Raw genomic sequence first — 15,993 nt, 5'->3', positions numbered from 1 at the left:
CGGCCAAAGCGGGAGGCGGAAGACGAGAGACGGGAACGCGGGCATCACAGCCCGCGCGATTCTGCGAGCGCTCAGAACCCCTGCATCGTCACCGTCGGATCGACGACCAGATGGACAACGCCATAGATCACCGCGCCGACCAGCACCGCGAGCACGATCGCGACGAACGGCAGCAGCGTGAAGTTGACGTTCGCGAGATCGGACGCGTGCGCCTTGCTGTTGCGTACGCCGAAGAAACTCCACAGAACCAGGCGGATCATGCTGAACAGTTTCATGATGTTGCTCCTTTCCTCTATCGGTTGACGCTATCGTCGATCCGACAGGCCTCCTGAAAAAGAAGCAGTTGCGAGCGTTTTTTGCGCAGCACGCGTTGTGCGACCGCATGCCGCACGCACGTCAGCGGTCGAGCACGAGCGGCTCCGCGGCCCCTTCGGCAGGCTGCGCGACGCACAGCAGCGCGCAACCGGGCTCGACCGGCGCATCGTGCGACTGCACGTAATCGACCGCCCCGGACAGCACGCGCGTCGCACACGTGCCGCATGAACCCGACCGGCATTCGGACGGCACCGCCACGCCCTGACCTTCCGCGAATTCGAGCAGCGTGCCGTCGGCGGGCGTCCACGCGGCGTCGCGCGCGGAATGGCGGAACACGACGGGCACGCTCGCCACCGACGACGCTCCCGCCGCGCGGGCCGCACTGCGCACGACACTCGACGGCCCGAACGCCTCGAAGCGGATACGCTCGTCCGGCACGTTCAGCGCACGCAATCCGTCGTACAGATCGCGCATGAACGCGGACGGCCCGCACAGGTAGAAATCGTAGTCGTCGAACGGCAGGATGCGCTTCAGTTGCGCGACATCGATGCGCCCCGGCCGCGCCGCACCGTCGCGCAGCGGCCGGCTGTCGAACCAGTGCAGCGCCACGCGTGCGTCGGTGTCGGCGATGCGCGTCAGCTCCGCCGCAAACGGCCGGTCGGCCGTATCGCGTGCGCCGTGCACGAACACGACGCGGCGCGACGGCGTGTCGTCCGCCAGCGCGCGCCGCAGCATCGCGAACATCGGCGTGATGCCGATGCCGGCCGACACCAGCACGGCCGGACGCGGGCTCGCGACGTCGAACGTGAAGCGGCCGCGCGGCATCTGCGCATCGAGCGTCATCCCGGCATGCGCGTGGTCGTGCAGCCATGCCGACACGCGTCCTTCGCGCTTCACGGTGATCCGGTAATGCGGCGCGCCGGGTGCATCGGAGAGCGTGTAGCTGCGGATCGCGGGCGCGTCGCTGTCCGGCAGCGCGATGCGCAGCGTCAGATGCTGGCCGGCTTCATGGGCTGGCAGCGCACCGCCGTCCGCCGGTTCGAAATGAAACGAGCGGATCGCGCGCGCTTCATCGACGATCTTCGCGATGCGCAGCGGGCGCCAGCTGGGAGTCGACGCGGATGCGGATGCGGCCTGCGCACCCGCGATCGCCGAACCCTCAGCCATCGCCGCAAACTGCGGCGCCCGCTCGGGCACCGACCACCGGAACGGCAACACGCCCCGCGTGCGCCGCACCTCATGCACATGAAACCGCACGACCCGCTGCGCGCCGTCGAACGATGCAACGAGCGGCCCGTCCCACACGATCTCCGCCCGCGCGGCGACATACAGCACGTCGCCGCTGTCGAAATCGATGAACAGCAGCCCCGCGCGCGGATCGTGCTGCAGGTTGCCGAGCGTGTTGAAGAAGCGGTTGCCGCTGAAATCCGGCGTCGTCAGCGTGCACGCGTCGTCGACGCGCACGAAGCCCGGCATGCCGCCGCGATGCGACACGTCCGCGCCGCGCGCGGCGCCCGCATCGGCCGACGTGTTCGCACTCGCGACGAAGAACGTATCGGCCTGCGCGAGCAGCGCGCGATCCGCGTCGCTCAACCGATCCGACACGTCGGCCGCGCCGGACGCATCGCCTTCTCGCGCGACGAACGTGGCTTTGCGACCCTGGATGTACTTCGCGCAGTTGCCGAAGCTCTGCTCGACCGCGATCGTCAGCGCACCGCCGTCGACCGCACGCACGACGCCGTTCACGCGATTGCGCCGCCGCGTGTCGAACTCGATTCCAAGCCCGCCAAGTGGCGCACCCGGCTGCCACGCCCCGGCCAGCGGATCGCCGGGCAGCGCATCGCCGTCGATGTGCAGCGTGCGCGCGTCCGGCGCCGTCACGAAGCCGGGCATCCCTACCCGCAGCGTCGCCCACGGCTGGCCGTGCGCGTCGACACCGCCGAGCACGAAGAACGGCAGCTGCGCAAAAAACGCCCGGTGCTGGTCCGGCATGAAGCGCCGGATCCCGCGCCGGCCAGCCGCCCCCGCAGCCTCCGTCACGCCCGCGCGCTGCTGCACGGCGAGCTCGCCCGCATGAAAAGGCGCAACGTCGAGTTCCCAGCCCGGTATGGCGGCGGTCGGCGCGGTCATCGTGTGTCTCCCGGTAAAGACGTGTCGTGGATACGTGTCGTGGCGCGTCAGGCGGCGAGCAGGCCGGCACGGGTCGTCGGCATGCCGACGAAGCCCGGCAGCGCCTCGACGCGCGCGAGCCACGCCCGCACGTGCGGATACGGTTCGAGCGACACGCCGCCCTCCGGCGCGTGCGCGATGTACGTGTAGGCGGCGATGTCGGCGATCGTCGGCTGCGCGCCCGCGGCGAACGGCTTGCCGGCGAGCTCGCCGTCGATCACCGCGAGTATCTTCGCGGCCGTGCGCTTGGCCGCGTCGTGATCGAGCGGCGCGTTGAACACGGTGACGAGCCGCGCGGCCGCCGGCCCCGATGCGATCGGCCCGGCCGCGTACGACAGCCAGCGCTGCACGGTCGCCGCGCCGGCCGCATCGTCGGGCAGCCAGTGCGCGTCACCGTAGCGCTTCGCGAGATAGACGAGAATCGCGTTCGAATCGGCGAGCACGGTGCCGTCGTCGTCGATCGCCGGCACCTGGCCGAGCGGATTGACTGCGAGGAACGCGGGTTCGCGCTGCGCGCCGGCCGCGAGGTCGACGTCGACGATGTCGGACGGCAGCCCGAGCAGCGACAGGAACAGCCGGACGCGGTGCGCATGCCCGGACAGCGGGAACGAATAGACACGAACTGGACGGACGGGCTTGCTGGCGGCTGGCATGGAAAGGCTCCTGGATCTCGCGCCGCCGGAAATCGGCGACGACCAGCCCGCAGCGTAGCGCTCGCCGCTCACATCCAGAAGGCGGATAATCGCTGAAACATTATCCTTTCCCATAGGACAATCACCGATGGCCGATCTGCGCGACGTGAACCTGAACCGGCTGGCGATCTTCGTCGCGGTGGTCGATGCCGGCTCGCTGACGGCTGCGGCCGAGCGGCTCGGCCTCGCGAAGACGGTCGTCAGCACGCACATGCAGCGCCTCGAATCGGAAGTCGGCGCGAACCTGCTGGTCCGCACCACCCGGCGGCTGAGCGTGACCGATGCGGGGCGCGCGTTCTACGACGCGTGCCGCGACATCGTGCTCGCGACCGAAAGCGCGCTCGACGCGGTGTCGTCCGACGCGGGACCGTTGCGCGGCACGCTGCGCGTGAGCGTGCCGATCGACTACGGCGCGCTGGTCGTCGCGCCGGCCATCGTCGCGCTGCGCGATGCGCATCCGGGGCTCGATGTCGAACTGATCGCGAACGACCGCGTCGTCGATCTGGTCGCGGACAACCTCGACGTCGCGATCCGCCTCGGCCGCCTCGCGGATTCGAACCATCGCGCGGTGCAGCTCGGTCAATACGAGAAATGGGTGGTGGCGAGCCCCGCGTTCGTCGCACGGCATGGCCTGCCGCGCGATCCGGACGCGCTCGCCGCGCTGCCGTTCGTGATGCTGTCGACGCCGTCACGCCCGCATACGCTCGAACTCCACGACACGAGCGGCGGCCATGCGTCGGTGCGCTGCACCGCGCCGGTCGTGTCGAACACCGCGACGGCCTGCCGCGCGATCGCGCTCGCGGGCGGCGGCTTCGGGTTCCTGACGGATTTCGCGACCGCGGACGACATCGCGGCCGGCCGGCTCGTCCGGCTGCTACCCGCCTGGCGTTCGGCGCTGGCGGGGATTCATGCGGTGTATCCGTCGACGCGGTTGCCGTCGCGGACGGTGCGCGCATTCATCGACGCAATGAAGGCGCGGATCGCGGCAACCGCGCCGGCGGCAACGGATTTTCTCGCGCCGAATTAATCGCGCCATTTATTCACAAAAAATCTCATATTGATTTTCGAGATTTTCATCTAACCTTATTCCCGGTAATGCGCGGAATCGCGTTTTACCGAAACGCTTCAATTCTCCGCCTTATTCCAATCAAGGAGTTTGAACATGCAAACCGCCGCAATTTCCTGGGGAACCACGCCGTCGATTCGCGTCTACACGGCCAACGGCAACAAGATCACCGAGCGCTGCTACGACGGGTCGAACTGGTACACGGGGGCGTTCAACCAGGCCGGCGACAACGTGTCGGCGACGTGCTGGTTGAGCGGGAGCGCCGTGCATATCCGCGTGTACGCGACCAGTGGGGGCTCGACCACCGAATGGTGCTGGGATGGTGATGGCTGGACCCGGGGCGCGTATACGGGCTTGTAATCTCGCAGTGCACGCGCGCGACACCTTTCGCGCGCGAGGCCGGCGCAACGTCAATTTTCATTGGCGTGGCGTCGGCTTGTTTCATTTAAATCGATTATCTATATTCGCAAGCCGACAAATCAAAAAATGAATATAGCCAATGACAATTCAGTGAAATTCTGCGCCTTTTTAATATCGATCCCCACCCGTTAATTACCATTACGGATTGCGCGCGAGAATTCACCAAGAAGAAACATGGAACGAAGCGCGATATGCGCGCAATTGGCTTCGACCCCTTCATTCCGGCCGCCGCCAGGCGCTTGGCCCCGCGCTACCCCTCTTCCCTCAACGTGCCCAGCAGCACTTTCCTGCAACTCGCGATCATCTGGGCCTCCGGATCGCGATACTCGGTGAGCAGCCATGCGGCGCCGACGTTCGTCATCGCGCCGACCAGCGCGAGCCCGACGAGCCGCTGCTCGATGCGCTCGGCGGGCGTCACGGCCTCGCGCGCCGCGCCGATCGCCATGATCAGCTTGCCGAAGTCGATCAGCATCCGCTGGTAGGTCATGTCGGTATCCGCGCTCACGCCCATCACCTCGAGCAGCAGCACGCGCGCTGCGCACGGGTCGCGCAGGAACCCGAAGAATGCGGCGAGCCCCGCGTCGACGCGCTCGCGCAGATCGCCGCCGCGCTCGGCCACCGCCCGCTCGACCGCGTCGTGCAGTTGCTGCGCGTGATGCAGGTAGGTGCAGCGCAGCAAATCCTCCGTGCTGTCGAACGCCGCATAGAAATAGCGGTCGTTCAGCTTCGCTTGCTGGCAGATCGACCGCACGGTCGCCTTGCGAAAGCCGACCGTGCCGAACACCCGCGTCGCCGCGCGGATCAGCGCGTCGCGCCGCTCGGCGGCGCGCACCTCGGGCGCGACGCCGCCGTAGGCGCGCCCCCGTTTTTCCGTTTCGAGTGCTTTCTCCATTTCGCTATTTGACATCAGGACACCCGAAAACTAAAGTGGTGACGAACATCACCACAATAAGCACGCCGCCGGCGCAGCGCAAGCGGAACGGGAGGAAGACGAATGAAGGGTTTTTCGGGCAAGGTCGCCGCGATCACGGGCGCCGCCTCCGGCATGGGCCGCAGCCTCGCGGTCGAGCTCGCGCGGCGCGGCTGCGAGGTCGCGCTCGCCGACGTCGACGATGTCGGGCTCGCCGGCACGGCGGCCGCGTGCGGCAAGCACGGCGTGCGCACGAGCATGCGGCGGCTCGACGTCGCCGACCGCGACGCGGTGTTCGCGTGGGCCGATTTCGTGCGCGCCGAACACGGCAAGGTCAACCTGATCTTCAACAACGCAGGCGTGTCGCTGGCCGCGAGCGCCGAGACCGCGCGCATCGCCGATCTCGAATGGATCGTCGGCATCAACTTCTGGGGTGTCGTGCACGGCACGCAGGCGTTCCTGCCGCATCTGCGCGCGTCGGGCGACGGGCACGTGATCAACACGTCGAGCCTGTTCGGGCTCGTCGCGATGCCGACGCAGAGCGCGTACAACGCGACCAAGTTCGCGGTGCGCGGCTTCACCGAGGCGCTGCGGATGGAGCTCGAACTAGACGGCGCGCCGGTCAGCGCGACCTGCGTGCATCCGGGCGGCGTCGCGACCGGCATCGTCGACGCGAGCCGCGTCGACACCAGCATCCACGCGCTCACGGGCCAGGACGAAGCGACCCACCGTCGCCAGGCGAACCGCCTGATCAACGCAACGACGGCCGACGACGCCGCGCGGCAGATTCTCGCCGGCGTCGAGCGCAATGCGCGCCGCGTGCTGGTCGGCGCCGATGCGCGGCGCCTCGACCGGATCGCGCGGCTGCTCGGTGCCGGCTACCAGCAGCTGGTGTTGCGCTACGTGCGCCGCGCCCGCGCACGCAATCTGTGCCCGAAGGCAGCCGCCGCGGCAGAACGCATGCACGCGCCGGCCGCACGCCCGACTCCACCGACCAGGGACCTCACATGAGCTCGACGACGACCGACCGGCGCGACGCGCCGTCCGCCTGCGGCGACAGCCGCGATCTCGACGTGCTGATCGTCGGCGCCGGCCTGTCCGGCATCGGCGCCGCGTATCACCTGAAAAAGCGCTGCCCGTACGCGAGCGTCGCGATCGTCGAGGCGCGCGATGCGATCGGCGGCACCTGGGACCTGTTCCGCTATCCCGGCGTTCGTTCCGATTCCGACATGTTCACGCTCGGCTACAGCTTCCGCCCGTGGCACAGCGACAAGGCGATCTCGGACGGGCAGACGATTCTCGACTACATCCGCGACACGGCACGCGCGTACGGCATCGACAAGACGATTCGCTACGGCCAGAAGGTGGTCGCGGCCGACTGGGATTCGAACCGCGCGCGCTGGACGGTGCGCATCGAGCGCACGCGGGACGGCACGGTCGACACGCTCGTCTACACGTGCCGCTTCCTCTACATGTGCAGCGGCTATTACGACTACGACGGCGGCTACCTGCCCGACTGGGCCGGCATGGAATCGTTCGAAGGCCGCATCGTGCACCCGCAGCAATGGCCGAAGGACCTGTCGTACGCGAACCGGCGCGTCGTCGTGATCGGCAGCGGTGCGACGGCCGTCACGCTGGTGCCGTCGATGGCGGCTGACGCGAAACACGTGACGATGCTGCAGCGCTCGCCGACCTACATCGTGTCGCTGCCCGCGCGCGACAGGATCGCGAACGCGTTGCGCCGCGTGCTGCCGTCGCGGCTCGCGCACCGGCTCGTGCGCGTGAAGAACGTGCTGCTGACGATGTACCTGTACAACGTGTCGCGCCGCAAGCCCGAGCAGACGAAGCGCTTCATCATCCGCGCGGCCGGCAAGCAGCTCGGGCCCGACTTCGACGTCGCGAAGCATCTGACGCCGCGCTACATGCCGTGGGACCAGCGCGTGTGCCTCGTGCCGAACGGCGACCTGTTCAAGTCGATCCGCGCGGGCCGCGCGTCGATCGTCACCGACGAGATCGAGCGCTTCACGCCGACCGGCCTGCAGCTGAAGAGCGGCCAGCAGCTCGACGCGGACGTGATCGTCACCGCGACCGGGCTGAAGGTGAAGATGCTCGGCGGCGCGCGCGTCACGGTGGACGGCCGCGCGGTCGACTTGCCGCAGACCGTGTCCTATAAAGGAATGATGTACAGCGACGTGCCGAACCTCGCGTCGTCGTTCGGTTACACGAACGCATCGTGGACGCTGAAGGCCGAGCTGATCGCGCGCTACGTGTGCCGGCTGCTCAACCACATGCGTGCGAACGGTTACGACACCTGCGTGCCGCGGCTCGGCGCCGGCGACCTCGGCGACGTGCCGGCGGTGAACCTGAGCTCGGGCTACATCCAGCGCGCGGCCGGCATCCTGCCGAGGCAGGGGCACCGCAAGCCCTGGAAATTCCACCAGAACTACGTGCTCGATCTCGCGTCGCTGAAGTTCAGCGGACTCGCCGATTCGGCGATGAAGTTCGAACGCCGCGCGAAAGCCGGCCCGGCCGCCGCGCCGGTTGCCGAACCCGTACTCGAAACCCGCTGAGGCCGACATGAGCCATACGCTTCATCTGATCCAGAACGTGCTGCTCGGCGTCGTCGTGGTGCTCGCCGCGCTCGCGCTGTTTTCCGGCTTCATCGCGCGCCGCGTGACGCGCTCGTTTCCGCCCGAAGGCCGCTTCGTCGACATCGGCGGCGATCGCATCCACTACGTCGAGTACGGCAGCGGCCCGCCGCTCGTGTTCGTGCACGGGCTCGCCGGGCAGTGGCGCAACTTCGCGTACCTGCCGCTCACGCGGCTCGCGCAGCACCATCGCGTGATCCTCGTCGACCGGCCCGGCGCCGGCCGTTCGCTGCGCGGCGCCAGCTCGCAGGCGAACGTGTTCGCGCAGGCCCGCACGATCGCCGCGTTCCTCGATGCGCTGAAGCTCGACCGGACGGTGCTCGTCGGCCACTCGCTCGGCGGCGCGATCGCGCTCGCGGTCGGCCTCAATCATCCGGAGCGCGTGAGCCGGCTCGCGCTGATCGCGCCGCTGTCGCACGACCAGACCGAACCGCCGGCGCCGTTCAAGCCGCTGATGCTGCCGTCGCCGCTGGTGCGCCGCTTCGTGTCGTGGACCTTCGCGGTGCCGCTGACGATCCTGACCGGCCGCAGGGCCGTCGACCAGGTGTTCGCGCCGGAAGCCGTGCCGCGCGACTTCCCGGTGAAGGGCGGCGGTTTGCTCGGGCTGCGCCCGCATGTGTTCTACGCGACGGCGACGGACCTGCTGTCGGCGCCCGTCGACCTGCCCGCGATGGAGCGACGCTACGCGGAGCTCGCGCTGCCGGTCGACGTGCTGTACGGCCGCGCCGATCCGATCCTGAACTGGCGCGCGCATGGCGAGGCGCTGGCGAACAAGTCGGCACGCGTGCGGCTGACGGTCGTCGAGGGCGGACACATGCTGCCGGTCACGATTCCGGACGCGACCGCGGACTGGCTGCTCGAGGTTGCCGCCGCGCCGGTCGATGTGCCGGCGCAGGGTGCGCACGTCGAGCATTGAGCGTCATCCGGTAGACGGGCGCTCGCGCGGAGGATGGCGGCGCCCCGGCGCTGCGGGGGCGGGCACCGCGCGTCGGTCACGCTTCGTCGTCGGGTAGCGACAGCCCGAGTTCCGCGATCACCTCGCGCGCGCTGCGGAACGCTTCGACCGCGGCCGGCGCACCCGCGTACAGCGCGCTGTGCAGCAGCACCTCGCGGATCTCGACGAGACTCGCGCCGTTGTTGAGCGCGCCGCGCACGTGGCCCTTCAGCTCAGCGCCGCGGCCGAGCGCCGCCAGCATCGCGCACGTGCAGAGGCTGCGCGTCTTCAGGTCGATGCCGCCGCGCTGCCAGGTGCTGCCCCATGCGTGCTCGTTCAGCCAGTTCTGCAGCGGACGCGAAAATCCGTCGAGGTCGCGCATCGCGCGCTCGACGAACGCGTCGCCCATGACTTCGGCGCGGCGCGCCTTGCCCTGTTCCCTGTCCTGTTCGCTCATGTCGGTGTCCTGTCTGAAGTCGCGACCGCTTCGGCGTCGCCCGCGGCCGGGTGGGTTCGCGTCATGTTCGCGGCACGCGGGCGTTTCGTCAAAGAGGCGGCGTTCCGGTCGCGGCCACCGGCGTCGCGTCGCGTCGGGACGAACGCTACGTAACATCGCGCCGCGCGTTACGGCGCCTTACGGGAACATCGCAGCGTGCGCATCGACGCACCTGGTATGCCCATCTCGCGAAACCGCTATTCCTCCGTTTAAATCGCGCCGATATTCCCGATTTCCGCAACAAAGCGCCGGTGCGTCGCGCGAAAGATGTCATGGCGCGGAATTTGCAGTAATGGCCCTCGGCACAACTTCCAATGTCGAGGGCACCATGCACCATTACTTCAAGAAAACGACGGTATCGCTGGCCGTCCTGTCGCTCGTCACGCTCTACGGATGCGGCTCGGTCGACGGGCCGGTCACGCCGTCGGTCAAGCCGAGCACGTCGGGAACGTCCGGCATTTCGGGGACTTCGGGGACTTCGGGGACTTCGGGGACGTCGGGGACTTCGGGCGCATCCGGGAACACCTCGACGGGTACGTCCGGTGGCGGTAGTTCGGGGACTTCCGGTGGCGGCTCGTCGGGAACGTCGGGAGGCGGTAGTTCGGGGACTTCGGGCACCTCGGGTACTTCCGGTACGTCGGGCACTTCCGGCACCTCGGGTACGTCGGGTACTTCCGGCACCTCGGGTACTTCCGGCACCTCGGGCACTTCCGGCACTTCCGGTACGTCGGGTACTTCCGGCACGTCGGGCACTTCCGGCACCTCGGGCACTTCCGGCACCTCGGGCACCTCCGGTACCTCGGGCACCTCCGGTACCTCGGGCACCTCCGGCACGTCGGGTACTTCCGGTACCTCGGGCACCTCCGGTACGTCGGGTACCTCCGGTACCTCGGGTACTTCCGGCACGTCGGGTACTTCCGGCACGTCGGGTACTTCCGGTACGTCGGGCACCTCAGGCACCTCAGGCACCTCGGGTACTTCGGGCACTTCGGGCACTTCGGGCACTTCGGGTACTTCCGGTACGTCGGGCACTTCCGGCACGTCGGGCACCTCCGGTACTTCGGGCACCTCGGGCACCTCGGGCACGTCAGGCACCTCCAGCAACGTCACCCCGCTCGGCAACGTCCTCCAGCAAACCGGCACGCTCGTCACGGGACTGGGCACGACGGTCGCGAACGGCGGTGCGCAGGTCGGCGGCGTGCAGGTCCCCGGCACGAACCCGACAACGGCCACCAGCCTCGGCAACGCGGTCACGAGCCTCGGCAACGGCGTGCAGTCGCTCGGCAGCGGCGTCGCGGCGGGCCTCGGCTCGATCGGCGTGTCGCCGAACCCGCTCGGCCCGACGCTCACGTCGACCACCGGCCTGCTGACCGGCGCCGGCGGCGCGGTCAACAACCTCGGCAACGCAGTGACGAGCCTCGGCAGCGGACCGCTGTCGCCGCTCGCGCCGGCCACGACCCTGGTCGGCGATCTGGTCAACACGGTCGGCACCGCGGTCAACTCGACCGCATCGGCGCTCAACACGGCGCTGAACAGCTCGCCGGTCCAGCAACTCGAGACGCAGCTCGGCAGCGTGATCAACCCGATCACGAACATGCTGACCGGCGGCGTCACGACGCCGGGCGCCACGCAGACGCTCGGCAACGCGACCCTGCTCGGCGCGCCGCTCAGCGGCCTGCTGAGCACGCTCGGCAGCGGCCTCGGCCTGGCCGGCTCGCAGGTCGGCAGCGCGACCGGCAACCCGGTCGGCACGAGCGCCGGCGGCAGCGTGTCCCAGCTCGGCAACACGGTGGCGTCGGCCGGCGGCCTGCTGTCCAGCGGCAGCTCGAGCAGCGGCACCAACCCGCTCGCACCGATCACCGGTCTGCTCGGTACGCTCACGGGCGGGCTCGGCGGCGGCAGCAGTTCGAGCGGGTCGGGCGGCACCAGCGGGACGAGTGGTACCAGCGGCGGCCCGCTCGCGCCGATCACCGGCCTGCTCGGCACGGTGACGGGTGCGCTCGGTGGCCTCGGCTCGAGTGGAACGAGCGGAACGAGTGGCACCAGCGGCACGAGCGGTTCGGGTGTCGGTGGCCTGCTTGCGCCGGTCACCGGCCTCGTCAACTCGCTGACTCCGCTCGGCGCCAGCCTGACCGGCACGGTCACGACGCCGGGCGGCGGCCTGACAGGCACCCTCGGCGGTGCGCTGACGAGCGGCCCCGTCGGCACGCTGACGGGTTCGCTGACGTCGCCGGCCGGCGCGTTGGGCGCGCTCGGCACGGCCAGCCCGAGCGGCGCGGCCGGCACGGTGACGACGCCCACCGGCAGCAGCACCGTCGCGACCGGCCTGACCGGCAGCTCGACCGGTGCCGCGGGCAGCACGAACAATCTGCTCGCGCCGGTGACGAACCTGCTCGGCGGTCTGCTCGGCGCCGCCCCGAAGAAGTAACGCTTCACCTATCAAAACCACAGGCCAATGGCCGGGCGCGTACCAATCGAATGCCCGGCCGACGGCCGGCGTCACCCGCCAAGCGGGGGCGCCGGCCCTCATCCCGACGAGGATTCGATCATGAATTCCACCATCGACGGCATCGCCGCGGTCCAGGACCGCCCGCCCCGTTCCGCCACACCATTGCGCGCCGGCCTGCTCGGCATCGCGGCCGGCCTGTTCGCGCTGTGGATCACCCGCGACCAGCCGACCCTCGACGCGGCCACGCGCGCGGTCATCGCCAGCCTCGCGATCATCGGCACGATCGCGCTGCACGAAATCTTCATCTCGCGGGTCTACCTGCGCCCGAGCGCGGGACTGTCGCGGCAGGCCGTGCGCACGCTCGGGCTCGCCCGCGTCGCGACGCGGCTCGGCGCATTGACGTCGATCTATGCCGGCATCGGCCTGCTCTACTGGCTGCTGCCCGAATATCACGGCGCGTTCTACCTGCCGTTCTGGTCGCTGCTGCGCTCGCTCGCGCCGTACGTGATCGTCGCCGCGCCGTTCTACTTCGCGTGGATGGATCGTCACCAGCGCGAGACCGACGACGCGTACCTGCTGTGGGGCCGCTTCCTGTTCCGCCGCGAGCAGCCCGCGAGCTGGCAGCCCGTGCGCGAGATGCTCGCCGGCTGGGGCGTGAAGGCGTTCTTCCTGCCGCTGATGACCGTCTACCTGTCGAAGGACGCCGATCACCTGAGCGCGTCGCTCGCGAACGCGATGCACGCGCCGATGACGCTCGCGACCTTCGTGCTCCTGTACGACCTGTCGTTCACGATGGACCTGATGTTCGGCACCGTCGGCTACCTGTGCACGTTCCGCATCCTCGACAGCCACGTGCGCACCGTCGAGCCGACCACGCTCGGCTGGGTCGCCGCGCTGATGTGCTACCAGCCGTTCTGGTCGCTGATCTCGAACAACTACATCCGCTACGAAGGCTCGCTGTTCTGGGACAACTGGCTGATGTCCGCGCCGACGCTGCGCGTGATCTGGGGCGCGGTGATCATCCTGCTGCTGATGACCTACGCGCTGTCGACGATCTCGTTCGGGCTGCGTTTCTCGAACCTCACGAACCGCGGGATCATCACGTCGGGCCCGTACCGCTTCACGAAGCATCCGGCGTACATCGCGAAGAACCTGTCGTACTGGATGGTGTCGGTGCCGTTCGTCGAGCCGCTCGGCTGGCAGCTCGGGCTCATGCACTGCGCGGGGCTCGTCGCGGTCAACCTGATCTACTACACGCGGGCGAAGACGGAAGAGCGACATTTGATGCGGGATCCCGACTATCGCGCGTATGCGGAATGGATCGCTCGGCACGGGCTGTTCGCGCGGGTCAAGCAGGCGTTCGGGGGACGGCAGGCGGTGTGAGGGTGGGTCGCGCTCATCGGTTCGATGAGCGCCTCCGGTATGGAGCCCGGCGGAACGCATGCGATCGACGCAGCGGCTACCGTGTCGTGTCGCGCATGTGCGATACAAACCCACTCGCGATGTCGCACCCCGGGCCCGCGCACGCAAACGCATCGCCATCACACGCCGCCCCTTGCGGCCAATTGTCGCGAAACACGCCGATTCCCCGCGTTTCGTCGCTTTTCTCCCGCCGCCAGATTGCCCGCCCCGTATCCGTCGCGTATGGTGCTGACCGTCCGCGCGCGCCTGTCGCCGGACCTCCGACCGTCGTCGCGCACGACGGCCGCGCGGGCCGTGCCCGCCGTCACCGTCTCCGCGGCGCGTCCTTCGGCGCCGCGCGTTCATCAGAATGTGCTCCGAGAAACCCCGCCATTTCCCCCAATGGGACTTCCTTCGGGGCGGATGGCGGGAAGGAAAGGCGTGCTGTTGACAGGCAGCTTCTTCCACGGGTTAGGATCACCGGCATGATTCTTGTCTACCGCTACCGGGTGAAGTCGTTCAACGGACTGCTCAACAAGCAGAGCCGTGCGGTGAACTACGTCTGGAACTTCTGCAATGACACGCAGAAGCACGCGCTCAAGTGGAGCAAGAAGTGGCCGACGGGATTCGATCTGAACGTGCTGACGACGGGGAGCAGCAAGGCGCTCGGCATTCACTCCGGCACGGTCAATGCAACGTACGAGCAATATGCGAAGTCGCGCAGTCAGCACCGACGCCCCTACCTGCGCTATCGCGGCAGGAAGTCGCTGGGCTGGGTGCCGCTGAAGGGGCGTGACCTGAAGCGCGAAGGCGATGCGTTTCGTTTTGCCGGTAACACGTTTCGGGTATTCCACAGCCGGGCGCTTCCCGAAGGCAAGATCAAGGATGGGACCAACTTCGCACAGGATGCGCGCGGCAACTGGTTTCTCAACATCGTGATCGAGGCACCCGATGTTCAGGCTCGCCCGATCCGTTCCGGCGTCGGCATCGATCTCGGCCTGAAAGACTTCGCCACACTTTCGACCGGCGAGAAACTGCCCAACGACCAATTCGGCCGCCGTGCGGCAGACAAGCTGGCGAAGGCCCAGCGAGCACGCAAGCACAAGCGACATATCGCGAAGTTGCACGCCAAGGTCGCGAATGCCCGTGCCGATTTTCAGCACAAGCTCGCGCTCGATCTGGTGCGGCGCTTTGATTACCTCGCGGTCGGCAACGTGTCGGCCGCGAAGCTCGCCAGAACCAGGATGGCGAAAAGCGTCTACGACGCATCCTGGTCGTCCTTCCGAAACAAGCTCCGTTACAAGGCGATGGCGCACGGGGCCACGTTCGAGGAAGTCGACGAAAGCGGTTCCACCCAGTCCTGTTCGGCGTGCGGGTCGAAAGACAGCACGACGCGGCCGAAAGGTATCGCGGGACTGCGAATAAGAGAATGGGCCTGCGATGGCTGTGGTGTCGTGCATGATCGAGATACCAACGCTGCGCTGAACATTCTCCGATGCGGACGTGCATCGCCAGGTGTGGGAATCACCTGCCTTTAGGCGGGTGAGGACGTCAAGAGGAGAGAGGCGTGATCCACAAAGTCCTGATCCTGTTCGCACTCTGCATCGCGGGCCTCGCCGCGATCGCCGCCGGCTTCCAGCACATCCCCAACTGATTCGCGGCCCCGGCTCGCGCGTCGAGCCCGGGGGCCGCTTCCCTGTCCATTCCCCGTTGCGATGAACCCCTTTCTCGATGCGCCCGGGACGGGCGCCTTTTGCCATGCGTATCGACGTACAGCATTCCCAGCACGACATCGACGATGAACTCGACATGCTCCACGCGCGTCTGCACCAGCCGGGCCATCGCCTGCACGGCCTGCCGGCCGTCGCGCTCGGCGACTCGGGCCTGATCGTCCGCCACCGCGAAGCGGACGGCGAATACTTCCTTTACGTCGAGGATCCGTCGGCCCGGCAGCTCGCCGGCTACACGATCTTCAACCGCTTGCGCGAACTCCCGCGCCGCGCGGACCGCTACCTGCGCGCCCCGCATACGCGGCTGCGCGGCTCCGCGCAACGCAAGGGCCTCGCGACGACGCTCTATCGCTGGGCGCTCGACGCGGGCCTGTGCCTGATCAGCGGCGCCCGGCAGTCGGTCGGCGCGGCGCGGCTGTGGACCGCGCTCGCGCACGACTACCGGCACGGCTTCGTCGACGTCGAAGGCCGCGCGCTGCGCTATCTCGGCGAAGCCGTCGCGGACCACGTGCACGGCGCGCTGCATACGCGCCGGCTGTTGCTCGGCAACGGGTGGACTCTCGATGACCTGGCGCGGGCAACCGGGATGACGGACGTCGCCGGCGCAAGATGTCGGGACACGAGTTTTCAGCAGGAGGGACGCGAACTCGCGAATCTTCGCGCTGCCGCCAACGCGCGTCACGTCGCTCACGCAGCTCACGCTGCCCACGCCGCGATGCGATAATCCGGCGAATTCGCGCGACGTCACCGCGCAACCCACCTA

At 68.4% G+C, this 15,993-nt stretch carries 15 protein-coding genes; 9 read left to right on the top strand and 6 right to left on the bottom strand.

From position 1 onward, the window contains the following. Nucleotides 1-71: 71 nt before the first annotated feature. The 3 genes from ACP26O_RS24910 to ACP26O_RS24900 all read right to left on the bottom strand — a co-directional run bounded on the left by ACP26O_RS24910 (nt 72) and on the right by ACP26O_RS24900 (nt 3,137). Nucleotides 72-275, bottom strand: coding sequence for a DUF2970 domain-containing protein (locus ACP26O_RS24910; protein WP_006750787.1), 204 nt, complete (start codon nt 273-275; stop codon nt 72-74). Between the two features lie 121 nt (nt 276-396). Beyond that, entirely contained in the window at nt 397-2,445 is a 2,049-nt protein-coding gene (locus ACP26O_RS24905) for a pyridoxamine 5'-phosphate oxidase family protein (protein ID WP_175663273.1), read from the bottom strand. A gap of 47 nt (nt 2,446-2,492) precedes the next feature. Next, entirely contained in the window at nt 2,493-3,137 is a 645-nt protein-coding gene (locus tag ACP26O_RS24900) for a glutathione S-transferase family protein (protein WP_175663274.1), read from the bottom strand. Between the two features lie 127 nt (nt 3,138-3,264). On the opposite strand from ACP26O_RS24900, the gene ACP26O_RS24895 reads away from it, so the two are divergent. Beyond that, complete coding sequence (locus tag ACP26O_RS24895; protein ID WP_175663275.1) at nt 3,265-4,203, top strand: LysR family transcriptional regulator; 939 nt, start codon at nt 3,265-3,267, stop codon at nt 4,201-4,203. A gap of 135 nt (nt 4,204-4,338) precedes the next feature. Then, entirely contained in the window at nt 4,339-4,602 is a 264-nt protein-coding gene (locus tag ACP26O_RS24890; protein ID WP_011660332.1) for a hypothetical protein, read from the top strand. 310 nt (nt 4,603-4,912) lie between these two features. Here ACP26O_RS24890 and ACP26O_RS24885 read toward each other — a convergent pair whose 3' ends face one another. Further along, nucleotides 4,913-5,569, bottom strand: a complete 657-nt coding sequence (locus ACP26O_RS24885) for a TetR/AcrR family transcriptional regulator (protein ID WP_006750782.1) — start codon at nt 5,567-5,569, stop codon at nt 4,913-4,915. 87 nt (nt 5,570-5,656) lie between these two features. Between ACP26O_RS24885 and ACP26O_RS24880 the strand changes: the two genes are divergently transcribed. The 3 genes from ACP26O_RS24880 to ACP26O_RS24870 are packed head-to-tail and all read left to right on the top strand — an operon-like array spanning nt 5,657 to nt 9,136. Continuing rightward, a complete protein-coding gene (locus ACP26O_RS24880; protein WP_175663276.1) occupies nt 5,657-6,583 on the top strand; it encodes an SDR family NAD(P)-dependent oxidoreductase in 927 nt (308 codons plus the stop codon). Continuing rightward, complete coding sequence (locus tag ACP26O_RS24875; protein WP_175663277.1) at nt 6,580-8,142, top strand: flavin-containing monooxygenase; 1,563 nt, start codon at nt 6,580-6,582, stop codon at nt 8,140-8,142. The genes ACP26O_RS24880 and ACP26O_RS24875 overlap by 4 nt, the downstream gene beginning before the upstream one ends. 7 nt (nt 8,143-8,149) lie before the next feature. After that, nucleotides 8,150-9,136 (top strand): alpha/beta fold hydrolase, encoded by a 987-nt coding sequence (locus ACP26O_RS24870; RefSeq protein WP_175663278.1) that lies wholly within the window; start codon nt 8,150-8,152, stop codon nt 9,134-9,136. A 76-nt stretch (nt 9,137-9,212) separates the two neighbouring features. On the opposite strand, the gene ACP26O_RS24865 is transcribed toward ACP26O_RS24870, so the two are convergent. Beyond that, complete coding sequence (locus ACP26O_RS24865) at nt 9,213-9,611, bottom strand: carboxymuconolactone decarboxylase family protein (RefSeq protein WP_006750778.1); 399 nt, start codon at nt 9,609-9,611, stop codon at nt 9,213-9,215. A gap of 426 nt (nt 9,612-10,037) precedes the next feature. After that, a complete protein-coding gene (locus ACP26O_RS24860) occupies nt 10,038-10,895 on the bottom strand; it encodes a hypothetical protein (RefSeq protein ID WP_425100631.1) in 858 nt (285 codons plus the stop codon). On the opposite strand from ACP26O_RS24860, the gene ACP26O_RS24855 reads away from it, so the two are divergent. The 4 genes from ACP26O_RS24855 to ACP26O_RS24840 all read left to right on the top strand — a co-directional run bounded on the left by ACP26O_RS24855 (nt 10,849) and on the right by ACP26O_RS24840 (nt 15,954). Further along, the gene (locus ACP26O_RS24855; protein WP_341771681.1) at nt 10,849-12,078 is read left to right on the top strand and encodes a collagen-like triple helix repeat-containing protein; all 1,230 of its coding nucleotides are present in this window, start codon (nt 10,849-10,851) and stop codon (nt 12,076-12,078) included. The genes ACP26O_RS24860 and ACP26O_RS24855 overlap by 47 nt on opposite strands. A gap of 120 nt (nt 12,079-12,198) precedes the next feature. Further along, nucleotides 12,199-13,482: an isoprenylcysteine carboxylmethyltransferase family protein gene (locus ACP26O_RS24850; RefSeq protein WP_426356334.1), complete on the top strand. Its 1,284-nt coding sequence runs from the start codon at nt 12,199-12,201 to the stop codon at nt 13,480-13,482. Nucleotides 13,483-13,985: 503 nt separating this feature from the next. Then, on the top strand, nt 13,986-15,038 hold the full coding sequence (locus ACP26O_RS24845) for an RNA-guided endonuclease InsQ/TnpB family protein (protein WP_426284367.1): 1,053 nt from the start codon (nt 13,986-13,988) through the stop codon (nt 15,036-15,038). Between the two features lie 220 nt (nt 15,039-15,258). Then, nucleotides 15,259-15,954, top strand: a complete 696-nt coding sequence (locus ACP26O_RS24840; RefSeq protein ID WP_175666724.1) for a histone acetyltransferase — start codon at nt 15,259-15,261, stop codon at nt 15,952-15,954. Nucleotides 15,955-15,993 lie beyond the last annotated feature (39 nt).

Origin of the sequence: Burkholderia sp. R-40, assembly GCF_049942845.1 — a bacterium.
GTDB lineage: Bacteria > Pseudomonadota > Gammaproteobacteria > Burkholderiales > Burkholderiaceae > Burkholderia > Burkholderia ambifaria.
This window is presented reverse-complemented; position numbering and strand designations above follow the sequence as displayed.